Source organism: Stenotrophomonas sp. P5_A9 (genome assembly GCF_056400525.1).
On the sequence record NZ_JBFULC010000048.1, the window covers coordinates 1 to 19,230 of the forward strand.

The 19,230-nt window shown below is 67.7% G+C and carries 22 protein-coding genes; all 22 read left to right on the top strand.

Features of this window, described 5'->3' with window-relative positions; translation table 11 throughout:
• On the top strand, positions 1-241 hold a 241-nt coding region (locus AC1DR7_RS14820), incomplete at its 5' end, for a flagellin (RefSeq protein ID WP_478076534.1).
• Positions 242-321: 80 nt separating this feature from the next.
• Positions 322-1,482: a flagellin gene (locus AC1DR7_RS14825; protein WP_478051133.1), complete on the top strand. Its 1,161-nt coding sequence runs from the start codon at positions 322-324 to the stop codon at positions 1,480-1,482.
• Between the two features lie 448 nt (positions 1,483-1,930).
• Positions 1,931-3,313 (top strand): flagellar filament capping protein FliD, encoded by a 1,383-nt coding sequence (gene fliD, locus AC1DR7_RS14830; RefSeq protein ID WP_256776979.1) that lies wholly within the window; start codon positions 1,931-1,933, stop codon positions 3,311-3,313.
• A 145-nt stretch (positions 3,314-3,458) separates the two neighbouring features.
• On the top strand, positions 3,459-3,875 hold the full coding sequence (fliS, locus tag AC1DR7_RS14835; protein WP_256776978.1) for a flagellar export chaperone FliS: 417 nt from the start codon (positions 3,459-3,461) through the stop codon (positions 3,873-3,875).
• On the top strand, positions 3,875-4,180 hold the full coding sequence (locus tag AC1DR7_RS14840) for a hypothetical protein (protein WP_457319361.1): 306 nt from the start codon (positions 3,875-3,877) through the stop codon (positions 4,178-4,180). Before fliS ends, AC1DR7_RS14840 begins: the two co-directional genes overlap by 1 nt.
• Positions 4,177-4,776, top strand: a complete 600-nt coding sequence (locus AC1DR7_RS14845) for a PilZ domain-containing protein (RefSeq protein WP_256776976.1) — start codon at positions 4,177-4,179, stop codon at positions 4,774-4,776. Before AC1DR7_RS14840 ends, AC1DR7_RS14845 begins: the two co-directional genes overlap by 4 nt.
• A 119-nt stretch (positions 4,777-4,895) precedes the next feature.
• Positions 4,896-5,528, top strand: a complete 633-nt coding sequence (locus AC1DR7_RS14850; RefSeq protein ID WP_256776975.1) for a response regulator — start codon at positions 4,896-4,898, stop codon at positions 5,526-5,528.
• 275 nt (positions 5,529-5,803) lie between these two features.
• Positions 5,804-7,213: an RNA polymerase factor sigma-54 gene (gene rpoN / locus AC1DR7_RS14855; RefSeq protein WP_457319360.1), complete on the top strand. Its 1,410-nt coding sequence runs from the start codon at positions 5,804-5,806 to the stop codon at positions 7,211-7,213.
• Between the two features lie 14 nt (positions 7,214-7,227).
• Positions 7,228-7,605 (top strand): response regulator, encoded by a 378-nt coding sequence (locus AC1DR7_RS14860; RefSeq protein ID WP_256776973.1) that lies wholly within the window; start codon positions 7,228-7,230, stop codon positions 7,603-7,605.
• Entirely contained in the window at positions 7,602-9,098 is a 1,497-nt protein-coding gene (locus tag AC1DR7_RS14865; protein WP_478076535.1) for a sigma-54 dependent transcriptional regulator, read from the top strand. Before AC1DR7_RS14860 ends, AC1DR7_RS14865 begins: the two co-directional genes overlap by 4 nt.
• Before the next feature lie 159 nt (positions 9,099-9,257).
• Positions 9,258-9,680: a hypothetical protein gene (locus tag AC1DR7_RS14870; RefSeq protein WP_457319358.1), complete on the top strand. Its 423-nt coding sequence runs from the start codon at positions 9,258-9,260 to the stop codon at positions 9,678-9,680.
• A gap of 322 nt (positions 9,681-10,002) precedes the next feature.
• Positions 10,003-10,365, top strand: coding sequence for a flagellar hook-basal body complex protein FliE (fliE, locus tag AC1DR7_RS14875; RefSeq protein WP_457319357.1), 363 nt, complete (start codon positions 10,003-10,005; stop codon positions 10,363-10,365).
• A 12-nt stretch (positions 10,366-10,377) separates the two neighbouring features.
• Positions 10,378-12,021 carry a flagellar basal-body MS-ring/collar protein FliF gene (fliF, locus tag AC1DR7_RS14880; RefSeq protein WP_256776969.1) on the top strand — a complete coding sequence of 548 codons (1,644 nt, stop codon included), beginning with the start codon at positions 10,378-10,380 and terminating at the stop codon, positions 12,019-12,021.
• A 16-nt stretch (positions 12,022-12,037) separates the two neighbouring features.
• Positions 12,038-13,024, top strand: coding sequence for a flagellar motor switch protein FliG (gene fliG, locus AC1DR7_RS14885; RefSeq protein WP_256776998.1), 987 nt, complete (start codon positions 12,038-12,040; stop codon positions 13,022-13,024).
• Positions 13,021-13,656, top strand: a complete 636-nt coding sequence (locus AC1DR7_RS14890; protein ID WP_256776968.1) for a FliH/SctL family protein — start codon at positions 13,021-13,023, stop codon at positions 13,654-13,656. Before fliG ends, AC1DR7_RS14890 begins: the two co-directional genes overlap by 4 nt.
• A complete protein-coding gene (locus AC1DR7_RS14895; RefSeq protein WP_457318579.1) occupies positions 13,653-15,035 on the top strand; it encodes a FliI/YscN family ATPase in 1,383 nt (460 codons plus the stop codon). The genes AC1DR7_RS14890 and AC1DR7_RS14895 overlap by 4 nt, the downstream gene beginning before the upstream one ends.
• Before the next feature lie 3 nt (positions 15,036-15,038).
• The gene (gene fliJ, locus AC1DR7_RS14900; RefSeq protein ID WP_256776966.1) at positions 15,039-15,503 is read left to right on the top strand and encodes a flagellar export protein FliJ; all 465 of its coding nucleotides are present in this window, start codon (positions 15,039-15,041) and stop codon (positions 15,501-15,503) included.
• Positions 15,503-16,648 (top strand): flagellar hook-length control protein FliK, encoded by a 1,146-nt coding sequence (locus tag AC1DR7_RS14905; RefSeq protein ID WP_478076538.1) that lies wholly within the window; start codon positions 15,503-15,505, stop codon positions 16,646-16,648. Before fliJ ends, AC1DR7_RS14905 begins: the two co-directional genes overlap by 1 nt.
• 297 nt (positions 16,649-16,945) lie before the next feature.
• Complete coding sequence (locus tag AC1DR7_RS14910) at positions 16,946-17,479, top strand: flagellar basal body-associated FliL family protein (protein WP_256776964.1); 534 nt, start codon at positions 16,946-16,948, stop codon at positions 17,477-17,479.
• A 9-nt stretch (positions 17,480-17,488) separates the two neighbouring features.
• On the top strand, positions 17,489-18,496 hold the full coding sequence (gene fliM / locus AC1DR7_RS14915; RefSeq protein WP_256776963.1) for a flagellar motor switch protein FliM: 1,008 nt from the start codon (positions 17,489-17,491) through the stop codon (positions 18,494-18,496).
• Positions 18,493-18,831: a flagellar motor switch protein FliN gene (fliN, locus tag AC1DR7_RS14920; protein ID WP_256776962.1), complete on the top strand. Its 339-nt coding sequence runs from the start codon at positions 18,493-18,495 to the stop codon at positions 18,829-18,831. Before fliM ends, fliN begins: the two co-directional genes overlap by 4 nt.
• Complete coding sequence (fliO, locus tag AC1DR7_RS14925) at positions 18,828-19,229, top strand: flagellar biosynthetic protein FliO (RefSeq protein WP_457318581.1); 402 nt, start codon at positions 18,828-18,830, stop codon at positions 19,227-19,229. The genes fliN and fliO overlap by 4 nt, the downstream gene beginning before the upstream one ends.
• Position 19,230: the final 1 nt, after the last annotated feature.

A 19,230-nucleotide genomic window follows, 5' to 3' on the forward strand; every position in this document is an offset into this window, starting at 1 on the left:
GGGTGCGATCAACAACACCCGCGCCGACCTCGGTGCGATCCAGAACCGCTTCACCTCGGTCGTTGCCAACCTGCAGACCTCCTCGGAAAACCTGTCCGCGTCGCGTAGCCGCATCAAGGACACCGATTTCGCCAAGGAAACCGCAGAGCTGACCCGCACCCAGATCCTGCAGCAGGCCGGTACGGCCATGCTGGCCCAGGCCAACCAGGTGCCGCAGAACGTGCTCAGCCTGCTGCGCTGATCCACGCCTGCCCGGCGGCGCCGGCATGACCGGCGCCGCATCCACCGTCTTACGCACCACCCACGCCTGAAGGAACTTCCATGGCACAAGTCATCAACACCAACACGATGTCGTTGAATGCTCAGCGCAACCTGAGCACCAGCGGCAGCTCCCTGGCCACCACCATCCAGCGCCTGTCCTCGGGCTCGCGCATCAACAGCGCCAAGGACGATGCGGCCGGTCTGGCCATCTCCGAGCGCTTCGGCACCCAGATCCGCGGTACCGACGTGGCCATCCGCAACGCCAACGAYGGCATCTCGCTGGCCCAGGTCGCCGAAGGTTCGCTGACTGAAATCGGCAACAACCTGCAGCGCGTCCGTGAACTGTCGGTGCAGGCCTCCAACGCCACCAACTCCGCCAGCGACCGCAAGGCCCTGCAGGCCGAAGTCACCCAGCTGGTCAGCGAAATCGACCGCGTCGCCAAGCAGTCCGACTTCAACGGCACCAAGCTGCTGGACGGCTCGTTCTCCAGCCAGCTGTTCCAGGTTGGCGCCAACGCCGGCCAGGCCATCGCCATCGACAAGGTCGTGGATGCCAAGGCCGACGCCCTGGGCGGCGCGCAGTTCGTCACCGCCACCGCCGCTGCCCCGACGGTCGCCGCCGACGGCACCTCGACGGTCGCCGCCTTCAGCCTGACCAGCGCGTCGGGCACGGTGTCCTTCGCCGAGCTGAAGCTGACCGAGACCACCACCGCCAAGGCGGGCCAGTCGCTGGCCGCGCACATCAACGCCAAGATCGGTGAAACCGGTATCTACGCCGAAGCCGATGCCACCACCGGCGCCCTGACTCTGACCTCGGTCAAGGACAGCGTCGACAAGGACGGTGCCGTGGTGCAGCTGAGCGGCACCGACATCACGCTGGCCGGCAACGCCGCGGTTCCGACCAAGCAGTTCGCCGACAAGATCGACGTGTCGACCGTGAAGGGTGCCCAGCAGGCGCTGGAAATCGTTGACAAGGCGCTGAGCTCGATCAACAACACCCGCGCCGACCTCGGTGCGATCCAGAACCGCTTCACCTCGGTCGTTGCCAACCTGCAGACCTCCTCGGAAAACCTGTCCGCGTCGCGTAGCCGCATCAAGGACACCGATTTCGCCAAGGAAACCGCAGAGCTGACCCGCACCCAGATCCTGCAGCAGGCCGGTACGGCCATGCTGGCCCAGGCCAACCAGGTGCCGCAGAACGTGCTCAGCCTGCTGCGCTGATCCACGCGTCCACGCCGCCGGCCAAGGCCGGCGGCGCGGGCAAACCCCGAAAAGACAGCCAACTGTCGCGCAGGAACGGGCCATGGCCATGGGCCGGACTCTCTCCCGGTCGCCACATCCACCGTGGCCATGGCCCGCCCCTGCGGCCCAACCGTTATCAGCGCTGTTTGTTTGACTGAACTCCCCGGGTGGCTTCGTCTCCCCCCGCTTTTCAGTAGCCTGAGCCCTCCTCTACTTTGGAGGAGGGTTTTTTACAGACCCCTGGCCGGACCTGCACTGCGTCCCGCCCCTATGCCCCTGCAAAGCGCGTGCCATTCCTCCGCGCCACGCCACTGGCACAACTCCTGCATCAACGTGGTTCTAAAGACCTGGCGGCTACGGCCGCTACCTTCGTTGACAGCACGGCCACGCGGCAACGCCGCGGCGGCACACAGACAGGAGATACAACGTGGCTGACTTTGGTTACGGCGGCATCGGTTCCGGACTGGATATTTCCGGCATGGTCGCCAGCCTGGTGGCGGCAGACCGCAAACCTTCGGACAACGCACTCAACCTGCAGCAGTCCAAAGCCAAGATGCAGCTGTCGGCGGTGGGCACGGTCAAGTCCGCGTTCGACCTGCTGAGCACCTCGCTGAAGGCGCTGAAGGCCTCCACTGCGTTCGACGCCCGCCTGGTCAGTGCGACCAAGGAAGGTACCGACGATATCTTGACAGTCAGCAGCACCAATTCGGCCGCCACCGGCAACCATGTCATCCAGGTCGACCAGCTGGCCACGGCGAACAAGTGGATCGCCGATACGGCGGTGTCCAAGACCAAGACCTTCGGCGCCGGCACCCTGTCGCTGGAGGTGGGCGTCGGCGACAAGAAGAAGACGCTGGAGATCCAGGTCGAAGCCGATGACACCCTGTCTTCGATCCGTACCAAGATCGAGAAGGCCGGCCGCAGCCTGGGCGTGCAGTCGACCCTGATCGCCTCTGGCGACAACCAGTTCCTGTCGTTGTCGCAGGAGAAATCCGGCACCGCCAATGCGATCAAGCTCAGCGCCGGGTCCGGCAACGCCGAGCTGACCGCGCTGGCCAACAGCCTGACCGAACGCACCCCGGCCGCCGACGCCAAGCTCACCATCGACGGGGTGGAGGTGGTGTCCAGCGAGAACACCGTCGCCGACGTGGTGCCCGGCCTGACCCTGAACCTGAAGAAGCCGGGCAAGAGTACCGTTACCGTCAGCACCGACGTGGCGGCCGCGCGCAAGGTGATGCAGGACTTCGTCACCGCCTACAACGGCGCGATCAGCGCAATCAGCACCGCCACCAAATACGACATCGAGAACAAGGAGCCCTCCTCGCTCACCGGCGATGCGCAGATGCGCGGGGCCTCCAGCCAGCTGCGCGCGATGATGGGCGGCGTGCTCAAGGACCTGGCCGCCGTTGGCCTGGACCCCAAAACGCTGGGCCTGCAGACCCGCGCCTATCCCAATGCCGATGGCAGTCTGGTGCTGGATGCCACCAAGTTCGAGGCGGCGCTGGTCAACCAGGCCGGTGCGGTGCGCCAGGCGCTCACCGGTGATGATGGCGCGGCCACCAAACTGTTCAACATGGTCGACGGCTACGTCAGCACCACGGTAGGCAAGGAAGGCGCCTTTGTTTCGCGCACCAAGAGCATCAACGCCACCCTGACCGACATCGACAAGCGCCGCAAGGCACTGGACGTGCGCATGGCCGGCGTGGAGGAACGCTATAAAAAGCAGTTCCTGGCACTGGATGCGTTGATGGGCAAGCTGAGCCAGACCACCTCCTCGCTCACCTCCCAGCTCAGTCAGCTGGCCCGCTGATCGACACGGCCGCCTGCTCAAGTAAATCGCACACGCGGCCGATACTGGTACCAACGCAGCAGCCATTGCAGCAGCCAACGCAGGCTCCACCCCGGTGCCGCAGACCCCGCAAGGCACGCGGCCCCGCACGAAGGAGACATGATTGATGTACGGTTCAAACCGTCAATTCACCGAGCAGTACCGCAAAGTCGGCGTGCAGAGCTCGATCGTCGACGCCGACCCGCACAAGCTGGTGGCGTTGCTGCTGGCCGGTGCGCTGGAACGCGTGCGGCTGGCGCAGGCCTGCCTGGAACGTGGCGATCAGGCGCGCAAAGGCAAGGCGATCGGCGAGGTGTGCGCGATCGTCGGCCACCTCAACGGCTCGCTCGACCATGAAGCCGGCGGCGAAATCGCCGGCAATCTGTCGGCCCTGTACGATTACGTCATGCAGCGCCTGACCGAAGCCAACCTGCACAACGACCCGGAGGCCCTGCGCGAGTCGCTGGAGCTGCTGGGCGAGATCGACGCGGCGTGGAATGCGATCCCGCGCGACCAGCGCGCGCCCGCGCAGGCCGCCGTGTAATGGCCACCGCGCCCACCCTGGCCGACCTCAACACCGCCATGGACACGCTGGAAGCCGCCCTGCTGGCCGGTGACCACGAGGGTGCCGGCGCCTGCCTGGACACCCTGCACGCCGACCAGACCCATCTGTTGGCGCAGCCCGGCGGACTGGATGACGTCGCCGGCCTGCGCGCACTGGAAAGCCGCCAGCAGCGCGTCATGGTGATGATCATGAGCCAGCGCGACGAGGCTGCCGGCCACGTGCGCAAGGGCGCTGCGGCCAACCGCGCCGCGCATGCCTACCTCACCGCGGAATCCCTGTCATGAACGAGCCGCGTCCCAGCGCCATCCATCATCCGGCCGAAAGCGAGCTGTTCGATGAAACGCTGAGCTGCGAGGTCGCCTTGCCGGCCGAGTTCCGCCTGGGCAGCGCGGTGGTGCGCCCGGGCAGCGCCGAGACCCTGCTGCGCAGCGTCGCCCTGGTGGAAGATTCGCGCGGCGATGACGGCCACGACGAGCGCGGCGAAGCGACCGCGCAACTGCAGCGCCTGGAAGCCAAGCTGGACCTGACCATGGTCCTGCTCGGGCGGCTGGTGCGACAGACCGCGCAGGACCTGGACCTGCGCCCGCTGCGCTGGTCACGGCGCGGCATCCGCCTGGAACAGGGCATGCGTACCGGCGCGGCGGCCGGCAGCCTGGGCGTGATCCGGCTGCAGCCCTGCGATTGGTTGCCCGACCATATCGACCTGCCGGTGTCGGTGCTGGCCGAAGCGGCCACCGGTGCCGGCGCGCACTTCCTGTGGTTGCGCTTCGAGCCGATGAGCGATGCGCTGGAGATGGCACTGGAACGGCACCTGTTCCGCCTGCACCGCCGCCAGATCGCGCAGGCGCGGCTGGCCGACCGCCGTCCGCTGGACCCCTGAGCGACGTTTTGACGGTTTGCCGGCCAACGGCCGCCACTACCGTGACGGGATCGGCTTGGCGGTAGGCCGCCACTCCGTTAAGGTGGTCACCCCGCCTTAACATCTGCCGAAGCCTGCCTGTGCGCGTTCTCATCGTCGACGATCACACCCTGGTCCGCGCCGGCCTCAGCCGCCTGCTCCAGGGCTTTGCCGACGTGGACGTCGCCGCCGAAGCCAGCAACGCCGAACAGGCGCTGCAGCTGGCCATCCAGCACAGCCCGGATGTGATCCTGATGGATCTGTCCCTGCCCGGCCGTACCGGCCTGGAAGCCCTGAGCGACATCCTGCTGCGCGCGCCCGGCACCCGGGTGGTGATGATGACCATGCATGACGATGCGGTGCACGTGCGCGATGCACTGGACCGTGGCGCGGTCGGCTTCGTGGTCAAGGATGCCGCGCCGCAGGAGCTGGAGCTGGCCCTGCGCGCCGCGCATGCCGGCCAGGTGTTCCTGAGCCCGCAGATCTCGGCCAAGATGCTGGCGCCGATGCTGGGCAAGGAAAAACCGGTGGGCGTGGCGGCGCTGTCGCCGCGCCAGCGCGAGATCCTGCGCCAGATCGGCCGGGGCGAGAGCAACAAGGAAATCGCCGCGGACCTGGGCATCAGCGTCAAGACGGTGGAGACCCACCGCGCGCGCATGATGGAGTCGCTCGGCTGCCGCCGCGCCAACGATCTGCTGCTGCTCGCCGCGCGCCACCAGCACGAACTGGAGTGAGGCGCCAGGTAGTGGGCGTCGGTTCCCCGGCACGCTGAAGGCTTCAGACTTGGCAGCGTCGGGATTTTGAACAGGCCCCAGCCGCCTTGGCGACGGAAACACAAGGGTTTCCGCCGCAGGCAGCGTCAAAAGTCCGAGGCGTTGTAGTGGTTTTCCTGACAAGGTGTCAGGAAACCAACGACACCACTCAGGAACCCCCTGATTACGGTGTCGGGATATCACAAGCAAGATGCGTTCCATAACGCACCGGGGAGTCGGTGCGACGGGGAAAACGCATGAAGCCGACGATGTCGACCCAGCTGGGTCAGCAGCTCCACCTCACGCCGCAACTGCTGCAGTCCATCCGACTGCTGCAGCTGGACGGCATGCAACTGGAGCTGGAGATCCGCCGCGCACTGGAAACCAACCCGCTGCTGGAACTGGAGGAGGCGCCCGACGCCCCGGCCGATGACACCGCCGAAACCACCACCGTGCAGGAAGTGGCCGCCTTCGACGAGCTGCCGGAAAGCGCGATGTGGGACGTGCCCGGCGCCAGCTGGCAGGACGGGGACGACGACCGCATGCAGCGCATTGCCGCCGACGAATCCAGTGACCCCCAACTGCGCGCCCTGCAGCGCCTGTCGCTGGAGCTGGATGCGCGCGAACTGGGCGTGGCCAGCTTCTGGCTGGAGCACTGCGACGACGCCGGCTACCTGGACGCGCCGCTGGCGCAGCTGCAACTGCTGGCCAGCGCCCACTGCGACGTGGATGCCGCCGGTGTCGAAGCCGTGCGCCAGCAGATCCTGCACGGCGAGCCGGCYGGGCTGGCCGCGTGCGACCTGCATGAATGCCTGAGCGTGCAGCTGCGCGCCCTGCCCGGCCGCGTGCCGGCCCGCCACCTGGCCCAGCGCGTGCTGGATCAGGGCCTGGCCAGCCTGGCTGCGCACGACTACGTTGCCCTGGCCCGCGAACTGGATGCCGAAGTTGCCGACATCCATGAAGCGGTGCGGCTGATCCTGTCGCTGCAGCCGCGCCCCGGCGACAGCCTGCGCCCGGACGACACCGGCGTGGTCATCCCCGATGTGATCGCCTGGCATGCCGACAACCAGTGGCGCGTGGCGCTCAACCCGGCCACCAGCCGTCGCCTCAGCATCAACCCCGGTTACGAAAGCGCCCTGGCCGAGGCCGGCGATGCCGCCCAGCCGCTGCGTGACATGCTGCAGGAGGCGCGCTGGCTCACCCGCGGCCTGTCGATGCGCTATGACACCCTGCTGCGCACCACGCGGGTGATCATCGAACGCCAGGCCGGGTTCCTGACCCGCGGCGAAGAGGCGATGGCACCGCTGACCCTGAAGGAAGTGGCCGATGCGATCGGCATGCACGAGTCCACCGTCTCGCGCATCACCACCGGCAAGTACCTGCAGACCCCGCGCGGCACCCTGGAACTGAAGCACTTCTTCGCCGTGCGCCTGGAAGGTGCCAGCGTCTCCGGGCAGGCGGTCAAGGCCATGGTGCGCCGCCTGATCGATGCCGAGCCGTCCGCTCGCCCGCTGGCCGACGAAGCCATCGCCGGCCTGCTGTCCCGCCAGGGCGTCAACATCGCGCGCCGCACCGTTGCAAAATACCGCGAACAACTGGACATCGCTCCGGCTCGCGAACGCCGTCGGATCAATGCCCGCACCCCGCAACTGGCCCGGGTGGGCTGAAGGAAATGGAAGACATGAACAAGCTCACCGTCCTGCTGGTCGATGACCACGAAGGCTTCATCAACGCGGCGATGCGCCACTTCCGCAAGGTCGAGTGGCTGGACGTGATCGGCAGCGCCGCCAACGGGCTTGAAGCCATCGAGCGTTCCGAATCGCTGCGCCCGCAGGTGGTGCTGATGGACCTGGCCATGCCGGAGATGGGCGGCCTGCAGGCCACCCGCCTGATCAAGTCGCAGGACGACGCGCCGTACATCGTCATCGCCAGCCACTTCGACGATGTCGAACACCGCGAGCATGCCCTGCGTGCCGGCGCCGACAACTTCGTCAGCAAGCTGTCCTACATCCAGGAAGTCATGCCGATCCTGGAAGGCCTGAAGGGGAATGGATCATGAGTGAGTCGCGCATCCTGGTGCTGGATAACGACGCCGTGCGCGCCGAGCGCACCGTCGCCCTGCTCGAATTCATGGATTTCAACCCGCGCTGGGTGGCCGACGCGGCCGACATCGACACGGCCCGTCACCGCCCCAACGACTGGGTGGCAGTGATCATCGGCAGCCTGGACCCGGGCGCGGGCAGCGATGCGCTGTTTGCCTGGGCCGGCAAGGGCGCGCTGCCGCCGCCGGTGATGCTGATCGACGGCGATGCCGCCCGCTTTGCCCAGCAGCACGGCCTGCACGAAGCCAACGTGTGGCCGCTGGAGGCACCGCTGCGCCACGCGCAGATGGAGGCCCTGCTGCGCCGCGCCAGCCTCAAGCGCCTGGATGCCGAGCACCAGGCCGGTGCCGTGCAGGAAACCGGCCCCACCGGCGACGGCGCGGCGGTGAGCGCCTTGCGCCTGATGATCGAACAGGTCGCCGCATTCGACACCACCGTGCTGGTGCTGGGCGAATCGGGCACCGGCAAGGAAGTGGTGTCGCGCTCGATCCACCAGCGCTCGCCGCGTCGCGATGGCCCGTTCGTGGCGATCAACTGCGGCGCGATCCCGGCCGAGCTGCTGGAGAGCGAGCTGTTCGGTCACGAAAAGGGTGCTTTCACCGGTGCGCTCAGCGCCCGCAAGGGCCGCTTCGAGATGGCCGAAGGCGGCACTCTGCTGCTGGATGAAATCGGCGACATGAGCCTGCCGATGCAGGTCAAGCTGCTGCGCGTGCTGCAGGAGCGCAGCTTCGAGCGCGTGSGCGGCAACCAGACCATCCGCTGCAACGTGCGGGTGATCGCCGCGACCCACCGCGACCTGGAGTCGCGCATTGCCGACGGCAAGTTCCGCGAGGATCTGTTCTATCGCCTCAACGTCTTCCCCATCGACGTGCCGGCGCTGCGCGAGCGCAGCGAAGACCTGCCGGCACTGGTGACCACCATCGCCGCGCAGCTGGCACGCACCGGTCGCGGCGAAGTGCGCTTCACCGCCGAAGCGCTGCAGGCGCTGGCCACGTACGAATGGCCGGGCAACGTGCGTGAGCTGACCAACCTGGTCGAGCGCCTGGCCGTGCTGCATCCAAGCGGCAACGTGCGCGTGCAGGACCTGCCGGCGCGCTATCGCGGTGATTTCACCGCCGCCGCGCCGGTGGTCGTGGCCGCCCCGGCACCGGTGGCTGACGAGCGTCTGGACCTGCGCAGTTTCTCCTTCCACACCCCGGCCCCGGGCGTGGCTGCTTCGCTGGAAAACGGCATCGGCCCGGTCACCCGCGCCGCCGGCCTGCCCGATGCCGGCCTGGACCTGCGCAACCACATGGCCAACATCGAGCTGACGCTGATCAACGAGGCCCTCGAGCGTACCCAGGGCGTGGTCGCCCACGCCGCCCAGCTGCTCGGCCTGCGCCGCACCACCCTGGTGGAGAAGCTGCGCAAGTACGGCATCGAACGCGACCAGACCGAACTGGCCGGTTGAGCCCACCGCACGCTGGAATGACACAGAAGCCCGGGCCTGTCCCGGGCTTTGTCGTTGTGGCGTTCGCGGCAACGGCCGGCAGACAGATTGCAACGTTTCCTACAGACCCGCGCCATGCACTGACTAGCATCAAAGGCACATCCCCTTGGAGGTCATCCGATGCGCCTGTTCCCCGTGTTGCTCTTGCTGGCCCTGCTGCCCACCACCTCCCTGGCCACCCCGGCCTGCACCTTGCCGACCACGCTCGACGCGCGCCAGTTCATCAATGTCAGCGATCCGCTCTATCGCCCCGACAACCCCAACGCCGGGCGGATGGTGCAGGTGAATTTCGCGGACGACCAGTACGTGCTGGAAATTCTGGGCACCCCGATCCAGGTGCAGGGCACCTATCGCTACCAGCGCCACGCCCCGCACCTCGGTGAAATCCGCATGCGCGAAGCGTTCCCGGGCGGTGCGGCCGCCTACACCCTGCTGCTGACCTGCCTGACCGACAGCGAGGGCATGTTCGTCTTCACCCAGCACGCCGGTCCCATCGCCCCGGCCCGCCGCCAGAACAGCGGCCGCTGGACGCTGACGCCCTAGGAAGAGCAGCCACCCATGGGGTGGCTCTACCCCGATACCGCCCCGCGGGTAGCCGCACCACCGGCACACCCCCGGTAGAGCCACCCCACGGGTGGCTGCACGTCCCCCCGCCGGTTTTCCGACGCCGGCTCCCCGACACGCGCGCCGCGTCAAACCGCCGCAGCAACATTCCGTCGCGCGCCGCGACCGGCCGCCCATTCGCCGTCGCCGCGTGAAGGCGCAAGCCCTTGTGCCACCAACAAAACTGAACCGGTAAACGGTTTCGGCACGGCACTTGCAACGTATTCACTCGAAACCCCATCCCAGCTTCGGAACGTTCCAGATGTCGCACTCCGTCACCTCCGTCCTTTCCCAGATCCGCACCCTCCAGACCCAGATGGGGCAGTCCGCCGTCAGCCCGCTGACCGAGGCGCCGAAGAGCAATGCCATTCAGGGCCTGGTCTCCCCGCAGAACGTCCAGGGCCCGAGCTTCACCGACACCCTGCGTGGCGCCATCGCCGGCGTCAACGAAGCGCAACAGAAATCCGGCGCCCTCGCCAAGGCCTTCGAACTGGGTGAACCCGGTGCGGACCTGGCCAAGGTCATGGTCGCCTCGCAGCAGTCCCAGATCGCCTTCCGCGCCACCGTGGAAGTCCGTAACCGTCTCGTCCAGGCTTACCAGGACGTGATGAACATGCCGCTGTAAGGATAGAAACGCATGGCCCTGTCGCTCTCCAAAGAATCCCTGAACACCGAAAAGGCTGGGCAGTGGTTCGACCGGCTGCAAAGCCTGCAGATCACCCGTCGGCTCGGACTGATGGCGATGATCGCCGTGGCCGTGGCGGCAGGCCTGTTCGTGTTCTTCTGGTCGCAGAAGCCGGGCATGGTGCCGCTCTACACCGGCCTGGACCAGAAGGCCACCGCCGAGGCCACCGACCTGCTGCGCACCGCGCAGATTCCGTTCGAACTGGACCCGGCCACCGGTGGCATCACCGTGCCGGAAAAGAACCTGCACGATGCGCGCCTCAAGCTGGCCGGTTCGGGCCTGACCGACAGTGGCCGGCTCGGCTTTGAGCTGATGGAGCGCGATCCGGGCTTCGGCGTCAGCCAGTTCATGGAAAACGCGCGCTACCAGCATTCGTTGGAAACCGAGCTGTCGCGCACCATCAACACCCTGCGCCCGGTGCGTGATTCGCGCGTGCACCTGGCCATTCCCAAGCCCAGCGCCTTCACCCGCCAGCGTGATGTCGCCAGCGCCTCGGTGGTGCTGGAACTGCGCGGCGGCCAGCAGCTGGAACGCGGCCAGATCGATGCGATCGTGCACATGGTGGCCGCCAGCATCCCCGACCTCACCCCCGAGCGGGTGACCGTGGTGGACCAGAGCGGGCGCATGCTCAGCGTGTCCGATCCGAACAGCGAAGCGGCGTTGAACGCGGCGCAGTTCGAACAGGTGCGCCGCCAGGAAACCTCCTTCAACCAGCGCATCCGCGAACTGCTCGAACCCATGACCGGTCCCGGCCGGGTCAATCCGGAAGTCAGCGTGGACATGGACTTCTCGGTGATCGAGGAAGCCCGTGAGCTGTACAACGGCGAGCCGCAGAAGCTGCGCAGCGAGCAGATGAGCGAGAACAGCAGCAGCACCCCCGGTCCGCAGGGCGTTCCCGGTGCGGCCAGCAATACCCCGCCCGGCCCGGCCGCCGCCCCGGCCACGGCTGCGGCACCGACCGAAACCTCGAAGAACGCCACCCGCAACTACGAACTGGACCGCACCCTGCAGCACACCCGCCAACCGGCCGGCCGCATCAAGCGTGTGTCGGTGGCGGTACTGGTGGACAACGTGCCGCGTGCCGGTGCCAACGGCAAGATGGCCGACCAGGCCCTGTCGGCGGCCGAACTCACCCGCGTGGAAGCACTGGTGAAACAGGCGGTCGGCTTCGATGCCGAGCGTGGCGATACCGTGTCGGTGATGAACGCGCCGTTCGTGCGCGAAGTGACCCCGGTCGAAGGGCCGAAGTGGTGGGAACTGCCGCAGGTGCAGGACGGCCTGAGGCTGCTGCTCGGTGCGATCGTGGTGCTTGCCCTGGTGTTCGGCGTGCTGCGCCCGGCACTGCGCTCGATCACCGGCCAGCCCAAGAAGGCCGGCGATGACAGCCTGGAACCGCACCGCGCCGACGTGCAGCTGGTCGATGACGGCGAAGGCCTGCCCGCACTGGGCAGCGAACGCCTGAGCGCGGCCGGACATGAAACCCTGGCACTGCCGGTGGACTCCTACGAGGAACGACTGCGCATGGCGCGTGAAGCTGTAAAGACCGATTCCAAGCGCGTGGCCCAGGTGGTCAAGGGCTGGGTGGCCAATGACTGACGCCGGCACCGCCCCCCTGTCCGGCGTCCAGCGCGCCGCCGTCCTGCTGCTCTCGCTGGGTGAACTGGACGCGGCTGAAGTGCTGCGCCACATGGAGCCCAAGGAGGTGCAGAAGATCGGCATCGCCATGGCCACCATGACCGACATCACCCGTGTCCAGGTCGAAGGCGTGATGGACCAGTTCAACAGTGAACTGGGCTCCAAGACCTCGCTGGGCGTGGGCTCGGACGACTACATCCGCAACATGCTGATCCAGGCCCTGGGCAGCGAGAAGGCCGGCAACCTGATCGACCGCATCCTGCTTGGCCGCAACACCACCGGCCTGGACGCGTTGAAGTGGATGGACCCGCGTGCGGTGGCCGACCTGGTCCGCAACGAGCATCCGCAGATCATCGCCATCGTGATGGCCCACCTGGAAACCGACCAGGCCGCCGATGCGCTCAAGCTGCTGCCCGAACGCACCCGCGTGGACGTGCTGCTGCGCATTGCCACGCTGGACGGCATCCCGCCGAATGCGTTGAATGAACTGAACGAAATTATGGAGCGCCAGTTCGCCGGCAACCAGAACCTGAAGTCGTCCAACATCGGCGGCGTGCAGTGCGCGGCCAACATCCTGAACTTCATGGACAGCGGCCAGGACCAGGCCATCCTGGGCGAGATCGCGCGCATCGACGCCCCGCTCAGCGGACGCATCCAGGACCTGATGTTCGTGTTCGACGATCTGGTCGACCTGGACGATCGCGAACTGCAGCTGGTGCTGCGCGAAGTCAGCGGCGAACGCCTGGGCCTGGCCCTGCGCGGTGCCGACATCAAGGTGCGCGACAAGATCACCCGCAACATGTCCCAGCGCGCCGCCGAAATCCTGCTCGAAGACATGGAAGCACGCGGTCCGGTGCGCCTGTCGGATGTGGAAGTGGCGCAGCGTGAGATCCTGGCCATCGTCAAGCGCATGGCCGATGAAGGCACGGTCACCATCGGTGGCAACGCGGAGGCGATGCTGTGAACAACGCCGTGCGCTGGCTTGCCCCGGACCTGCTGGCGGTGCCCGAACCGCCGCAGGACGAGCAGTTCGAACTCACCGGGCCCGATCTGGAGCACGAACCCGAACCGTTGCTGCAGCTGCCCACCCTGGAAGAAATTCAGGCAATCCAGGACAACGCGGAAAAGGATGGCTTCGAGCAGGGGCACGCCGATGGCCTGGCCCAGGGCCAGGCCGAAGTGCGTCGCCTGATCGCGCAGATCGAAGGCATCCTGGACAACTTCAGCCGGCCGCTGGTGCGGCTGGAGAACGAAGTGGTGGCCGCGCTCGGCGAACTGGCCGTGCGCATCGCCGGCACCCTGGTCGGCCGCGCCTACGAGGCCGATCCGGCGCTGCTGGCGCAGCTGGTCAATGAAGCGGTGGACGCCGTGGGCGGTGCCAACCGCGAGGTCGAGGTGCGCCTGCACCCGGACGACATCGCCGCACTCGCCCCGCTGCTGCAGCTGTCACCGACCCAACGCCTGACCGCCGACCTCAGCCTCAGCCGTGGCGACCTGCGCGTGCATGCCGAGGCCGTGCGTCTTGATGGCACCCTCGAAGCGCGCCTGCGTGGTGCGCTCGATGCGGTGCTGCGCAAATCCGGAGCCAGCACATGAACACCGAACCCCTGCCCGCCCCCGCCGCCGAGTGGGCCGCCGCGCGCAACCTGCGTCTGGCCGCGCGCCTGGACAGCATCAAGCCCGATGGCAACCACGGCCGTGGCCTGATCCGCGAAGGCGTGCTGCGCCGCGCGGTCGGCCTGACGTTGGAAGCGGTCGGTTGCGAATCGCCACTGGGCGCCAGCTGCAAGGTTGAAGTTGCCGATGGCGGCTGGGTGGATGCCGAAGTGGTCGGCTTTGCCGGCGAACGCACCTATCTGATGCCCAGCGCCGAACTGCACGGCCTGCTGCCCAACGCCCGCGTCGTGCCGGCACTGGGCCGCGGTGGCGTGGAAGTCGGTGAAGGCCTGCTGGGCCGGGTCATCGACAGCGACGGCGTACCGCTGGACGGCAAGGGCCCGATCCGCGCCGAAGCCACGGTCGGCATGGCGGGCGTGTCGATCAATCCGCTCGCGCGTGAGCCGATCACCCAGCCGCTGGATGTGGGCGTGCGCGCGATCAACGCGCTGCTGCCGATCGGGCGCGGCCAGCGCGTGGGCCTGTTTGCCGGCTCCGGCGTGGGCAAATCGACCCTGCTGGGGATGATGACCCGGTATACCGCCGCCGATGTGATCGTAGTCGGGCTGATCGGCGAACGTGGCCGCGAAGTCCGCGACTTCGTCGAGAGCACGCTCGGCGAGGAAGGCCTGCGTCGCGCGGTGGTGGTGGCCAGCCCGGCCGACCGCCCGCCATTGGCGCGCCTGCATGGCGCCTACCGCGCCACAGCCATTGCCGAGTGGTTCCGCGACCAGGGCCTCAACGTGCTGCTGTTGATGGATTCGCTGACCCGTTTTGCCCAGGCCCAGCGTGAGATCGGCCTGTCGGTCGGCGAGCCGCCGACCACCCGCGGCTACCCGCCGTCGGTGTTCGCCAAGCTGCCGGCCCTGGTCGAACGCGCCGGCAACGGCGCCAAGGGCCGCGGCTCGATCACCGCCTTCTACACCGTGCTGACCGAAGGCGACGATCCGCAGGATCCGATCGCCGATGCCGCTCGCGCCATCCTCGATGGCCACATCCTGCTCTCGCGCCGGGTCGCCGACAGTGGCCTGTACCCGGCCATCGACGTGGAATCCTCGGTGAGCCGGGTGGTCACCGAAATCGCCGACGAACCGTGGCGCCTGCGCATCCGCAAGCTCAAGCGGCTGGTGTCGGCCTACTCGTCCAACCGCGACCTCATCGCGATCGGCGCCTACCAGCGCGGCAATGACCCGGCCACCGACGAAGCGTTGGAGCGCTGGTCGGACATCGTTGAATTCCTCAGCCAGGACGTCGCCAAGGCCGCCGACCTGCCGCACAGCCAGGCCGCGCTCAAGCGCCTGGTGGAACCAGAGGCATAACCCATGATCCAGTCCAAGCGCATCGATCCCCTGCTCAAGCGGGCCCAGGACCACGAAGACGAAGTGGCACGCGACCTGGCCGAACGCCAGCGCACGCTGGACACCCATCTGTCACGGCTGGATGAGCTGCGCCGGTACGCCGAGGAATACGCCAATGCGCAGATGGCCGCGACCAGTCCGGCGCAGCTGCTCAACCGGCGGGCCTTCCTGGACCGCCTGGACAGCGCGGTGGCCCAGCAAAGCCAGACCGTGGACAGCAACCGCGAGAAGGTTGAAGCCGAGCGCGCCCGCTTGATCCTGGCCAGCCGCGACAAGGCCGTGCTGGAACAGCTGGCGGCCAGCTACCGCGCGCAGGAAAAAGTGGTGACCGACCGCCGCGACCAGCGCGACATGGACGACATCGGCGCACGCCGGAGCCGCCAGGCCCAGCGCGAAGATGCCGACAACGAGACCGGAGGCACGCCGTGATGCCGCCCGCACTGCTGGGCAGCGGCGCTGCCACCGGCACCCCCAAGACCGCCGCCAACAGCCCGCGCAACGACACTGCTGGCGGCGACCGCCGGGACTTTGACGCGATGCTCAAGGGCGATGCCAACACGCCGAAGCCGTCGGATCCAACCGCCAGCAAGCCGGCCAAGCCAGAGGCGAGCGGCAAGCCGACGCCCGACGCGGACGCGGCCAAACCGGGTGATCCGGGCAAGCGCCCGGTTAGCGAGGACAGCGGCGAATCCGCTAGCGAGGTCGCTGCTGCTACGCCTGCCACCCCGGCCAAGCCGGGCGAGGACACCGCCGAAGACACCGATGCCGCGCCCTGGCCGCCGTTGGGCCTGGCCGGCCTGGCCCTGATCGGGCTGGAACCGGCCGCAGCGCCCGCGCCACCGCCGCCCGCGGCAGCAACCGGCACAGCCACCGATCCGCTGTTGGCCGCGRCCCTGCCTGCGACCGCCGCGGCGGCACCCGCGCTTCCCGCCACGGGCGCCGCCGGCACCGCCGCCACTACCGCACCGGCCGCTGCGATCGTGCTGCCGACCGATGCCGGGGTGACCGACGACAGCCAGCTGCTCAAGGCCGTCACCGATGCCATCGCCGGCAACGACGGCGGCGATGCGCCGGCCACGCCACTGCTGCACGCCCTGCATGCCGCCGCAGAACTCAAGGGCACTGCGGTCAGCGCCGCCTTCACCGGCAGCCCGACCGCCACCCCCGATGTGGGCGCCGATGACTTCGGCGACGCCATGAGCGCGCGGGTCGGCTGGCTGGCCGACCAGAAGATCGGGCATGCGGTGATCCGCGTCACCCCGCACGACCTGGGCCAGGTGGAAGTGCGCCTGCAGATCGACGGCGACAAGGTCCACGCCAGTTTCAGCAGCGCCCATGCCGAGGTCCGGCACGCGCTGGAAACCAGCCTGCCACGCCTGCGGGAAATGCTCGGCGAGCAAGGCTTCCAGCTGGGCAACGCCGATGTCGGCCACCAGCACACGGCACAGGATGGCAAGGCGGGGGGAGACAGCACCGGCCACGGCGGTGGTGACGGGGAACCGGCGTTGGCCGATATCACCGTGTCCCCCGCGCAGTTGATGCGCCAGCGCGGCCTGGTCGACGCCTACGCCTAAGCGCCCCAGGTAGTGCCGGCCGCTGGCCGGCTCCCCGCAATGCCGGACGGGCTCGACACAGCCGGTAGTGCCGGCCGCTGGCCGGCTCCCCGCAATGCCAGACGGGGTAGATAAGGCCTCACCCACGCATGGCGTGGCTCTACCCGTAGCCGGGCGGACCGGTAGAGCCACGCCATGCGTGGCTGCCTTTCGTTCCGACCACGCCATGCGCGCAACACCGCGCACCCGCCAGAAACCCGACGCGCCCCGCCTCCGGCATTCAGGCACGCCCTTTGCATGTAGCCAGGAAGCAATCCAATGGAGCTTCCCCTCGTGGCCGCAGCCGCCGACAAAACCAAGAAATCCGCCGACAAGGACAAGGCCGCCAAGCCGCGCAGTCCGTTGTTGATCACTGCCCTGGTGGCCGTGCTGGCTGCCGGTGCCGCCGGTGGCGGTGCGTGGTATTTCGCCACGTCTTCCCAGCACGACACGAAGACAGCCAAGCCCGCCGCCACCAAGGCCGTGCCGGCCCCGGCGCAGTACTTCGGCCTGGAGCCGCCGTTCGTGGTCAACCTCAACAGCAGCTTCGACGGCCCGCGCTACCTGCAGGTCGAAGTGCAGCTGATGACCCGCGACCCTGCCGCACTGGAGGCGATCAAGCTGCATGCCCCGGCCATCCGCGCCAAGCTGCTGATGCTGTTCTCGCAGGTCGAGCCGACCCAGATCGCCGATCGTGCCGGCAAGGAACGCCTGCAGGCCGACTCGCTGGCCGAAGTGCAGAAGCTGCTCAAGGCCGAAACCGGCACCAAGGGCGCCGACGAACTGCTTTTCACCAGCTTCGTCACCCAGTAAGGGCACACCATGAATGACCTGCTTTCCCAGGACGAGATCGATGCGCTGTTGCATGGCGTGGATTCGGGTGCGGTCGAAACCGATGTGGATGCCCCCACCCCCGGCGAGGCGCGCAATTACGATTTCGCCAGCCAGGACCGCATCATCCGTGGGCGCATGCCGACCCTGGAGATGGTCAACGAGCGCTTCGCGCGTTTGTGGCGGATTGGCCTGTTCAACCTGATCCGGCGCTCGGCCGAGCTGTCGGTGCGCGGCATCGAGCTGATCAAGTTCAACGACTACATGCACTCGCTGTACGTGCCGACCAACCTCAATCTGATCCGCTTCAAGCCGCTGCGCGGCACCGGGCTGATCGTGTTCGAACCCACGCTGGTGTTCGCCATCGTCGACAACTTCTTCGGCGGCGACGGACGCTATCCGACCCGCATCGAAGGCCGCGAATTCACCGCGACCGAAATGCGCGTCATCCACCTGCTGCTCAAGCAGACCTTCGCCGACCTGCAGGAAGCCTGGGCGCCGGTGATGGACGTGGAACTGGAGTACATCAACTCCGAGATCAACCCGCACTTCGCCAACATCGTCACCCCGCGCGAGTACGTGGTGGTGTGCCGCCTGCACGTCGAACTCGACGGCGGTGGCGGCGACATCCACGTCACCCTGCCCTACTCGATGCTCGAGCCGATCCGCGAGCTGCTCGATGCCGGCATCCAGAGCGACCGAAACGACCGCGATGCCAGCTGGGGCGTGATGCTGCGCGAACAGCTCAACGTCGCCGAAGTCACCCTGTCCAGCGTGCTGGCCACCAAACGCATGAGCCTGCGTGAGCTGACCCGGTTGAAGATCGGCGACGTACTTCCGATCGAGCTGCCCAAACAGGTGCCGGTGTGTGTGGAGAACGTCCCGGTGTTCACCGGTGAGTTCGGCGTCGCCAACGGTTTCAACGCGGTGAAGATCACCGCCACCCATCCGCCGGGCACCCGCCCGCGTGCTCCCGTACTGCAGGAAGACCCGCAATGAACGATATCGACACCAACGAACCGGCACCGGCGCAGTTCACCCAGCTGCAATCCGACGACACCTCGATCGGCGACGAGCTCAACCTGGATGTGATCCTGGACGTGCCGGTGACGCTGTCGCTGGAAGTGGGCCGCGCGCGCCTGCCGATCCGCAACCTGCTGCAGCTCAACCAGGGCTCGGTGGTGGAACTGGAACGCGGCGCGGGCGAATCGCTGGACGTGTTCGTCAATGGCACCCTGATCGCGCATGGCGAAGTGGTGGTCATCAACGATCGCTTCGGCGTGCGTCTCACCGATGTGGTCAGCCCCAGCGAACGGATCCGGAGACTGCGTTGATCGCATCGCTGCTCATCGCCGCCGGCACGCCGGCAGCCAAGGTCGGCCAGCACGCGGCCGCCGCACCGAGCATGTTCGGTGCGGTGCTGGCGCTGCTGGCGGTGCTGGCCTTGATCGTCGGCCTGGGCTGGCTGCTCAAGCGCATGCCCGGCAGCGGCTTCCGCCCGGCCGAGGGCCTGCGCGTGGTGGCCAGCCTCAACGTGGGCGCCAAGGAGCGCGTGGTGGTGGTGGAGGTCAACGGTGAGCAGCTGCTGCTGGGCGTCACCGCCGGTGGCATCAACACCCTGCACCACCTGCCCGAAGCGCTGCCGACGCCGGTCCCGGCACGCCTGCCCGACTTCAAAAGCCTCCCGAATTTCGCCCAGCTGCTGCAACAGCGGCTGCGCAAGGAACCCTGAT

Bases quoted from the DNA above. Each gene is read 5' to 3' on its own strand.
- AC1DR7_RS14895 (WP_457318579.1), top strand. From the start codon at position 13,653: ATGAACACCGAACCCCTGCCCGCCCCCGCCGCCGAGTGGGCCGCCGCG.
- AC1DR7_RS14845 (WP_256776976.1), top strand. From the start codon at position 4,177: ATGAACGAGCCGCGTCCCAGCGCCATCCATCATCCGGCCGAAAGCGAG.
- fliN (WP_256776962.1), top strand. From the start codon at position 18,493: ATGAACGATATCGACACCAACGAACCGGCACCGGCGCAGTTCACCCAG.
- fliS (WP_256776978.1), top strand. From the start codon at position 3,459: ATGTACGGTTCAAACCGTCAATTCACCGAGCAGTACCGCAAAGTCGGC.
- AC1DR7_RS14870 (WP_457319358.1), top strand. From the start codon at position 9,258: ATGCGCCTGTTCCCCGTGTTGCTCTTGCTGGCCCTGCTGCCCACCACC.
- AC1DR7_RS14840 (WP_457319361.1), top strand. From the start codon at position 3,875: ATGGCCACCGCGCCCACCCTGGCCGACCTCAACACCGCCATGGACACG.
- fliF (WP_256776969.1), top strand. From the start codon at position 10,378: ATGGCCCTGTCGCTCTCCAAAGAATCCCTGAACACCGAAAAGGCTGGG.
- fliJ (WP_256776966.1), top strand. From the start codon at position 15,039: ATGATCCAGTCCAAGCGCATCGATCCCCTGCTCAAGCGGGCCCAGGAC.
- AC1DR7_RS14910 (WP_256776964.1), top strand. From the start codon at position 16,946: ATGGAGCTTCCCCTCGTGGCCGCAGCCGCCGACAAAACCAAGAAATCC.
- AC1DR7_RS14860 (WP_256776973.1), top strand. From the start codon at position 7,228: ATGAACAAGCTCACCGTCCTGCTGGTCGATGACCACGAAGGCTTCATC.
- fliM (WP_256776963.1), top strand. From the start codon at position 17,489: ATGAATGACCTGCTTTCCCAGGACGAGATCGATGCGCTGTTGCATGGC.
- fliE (WP_457319357.1), top strand. From the start codon at position 10,003: ATGTCGCACTCCGTCACCTCCGTCCTTTCCCAGATCCGCACCCTCCAG.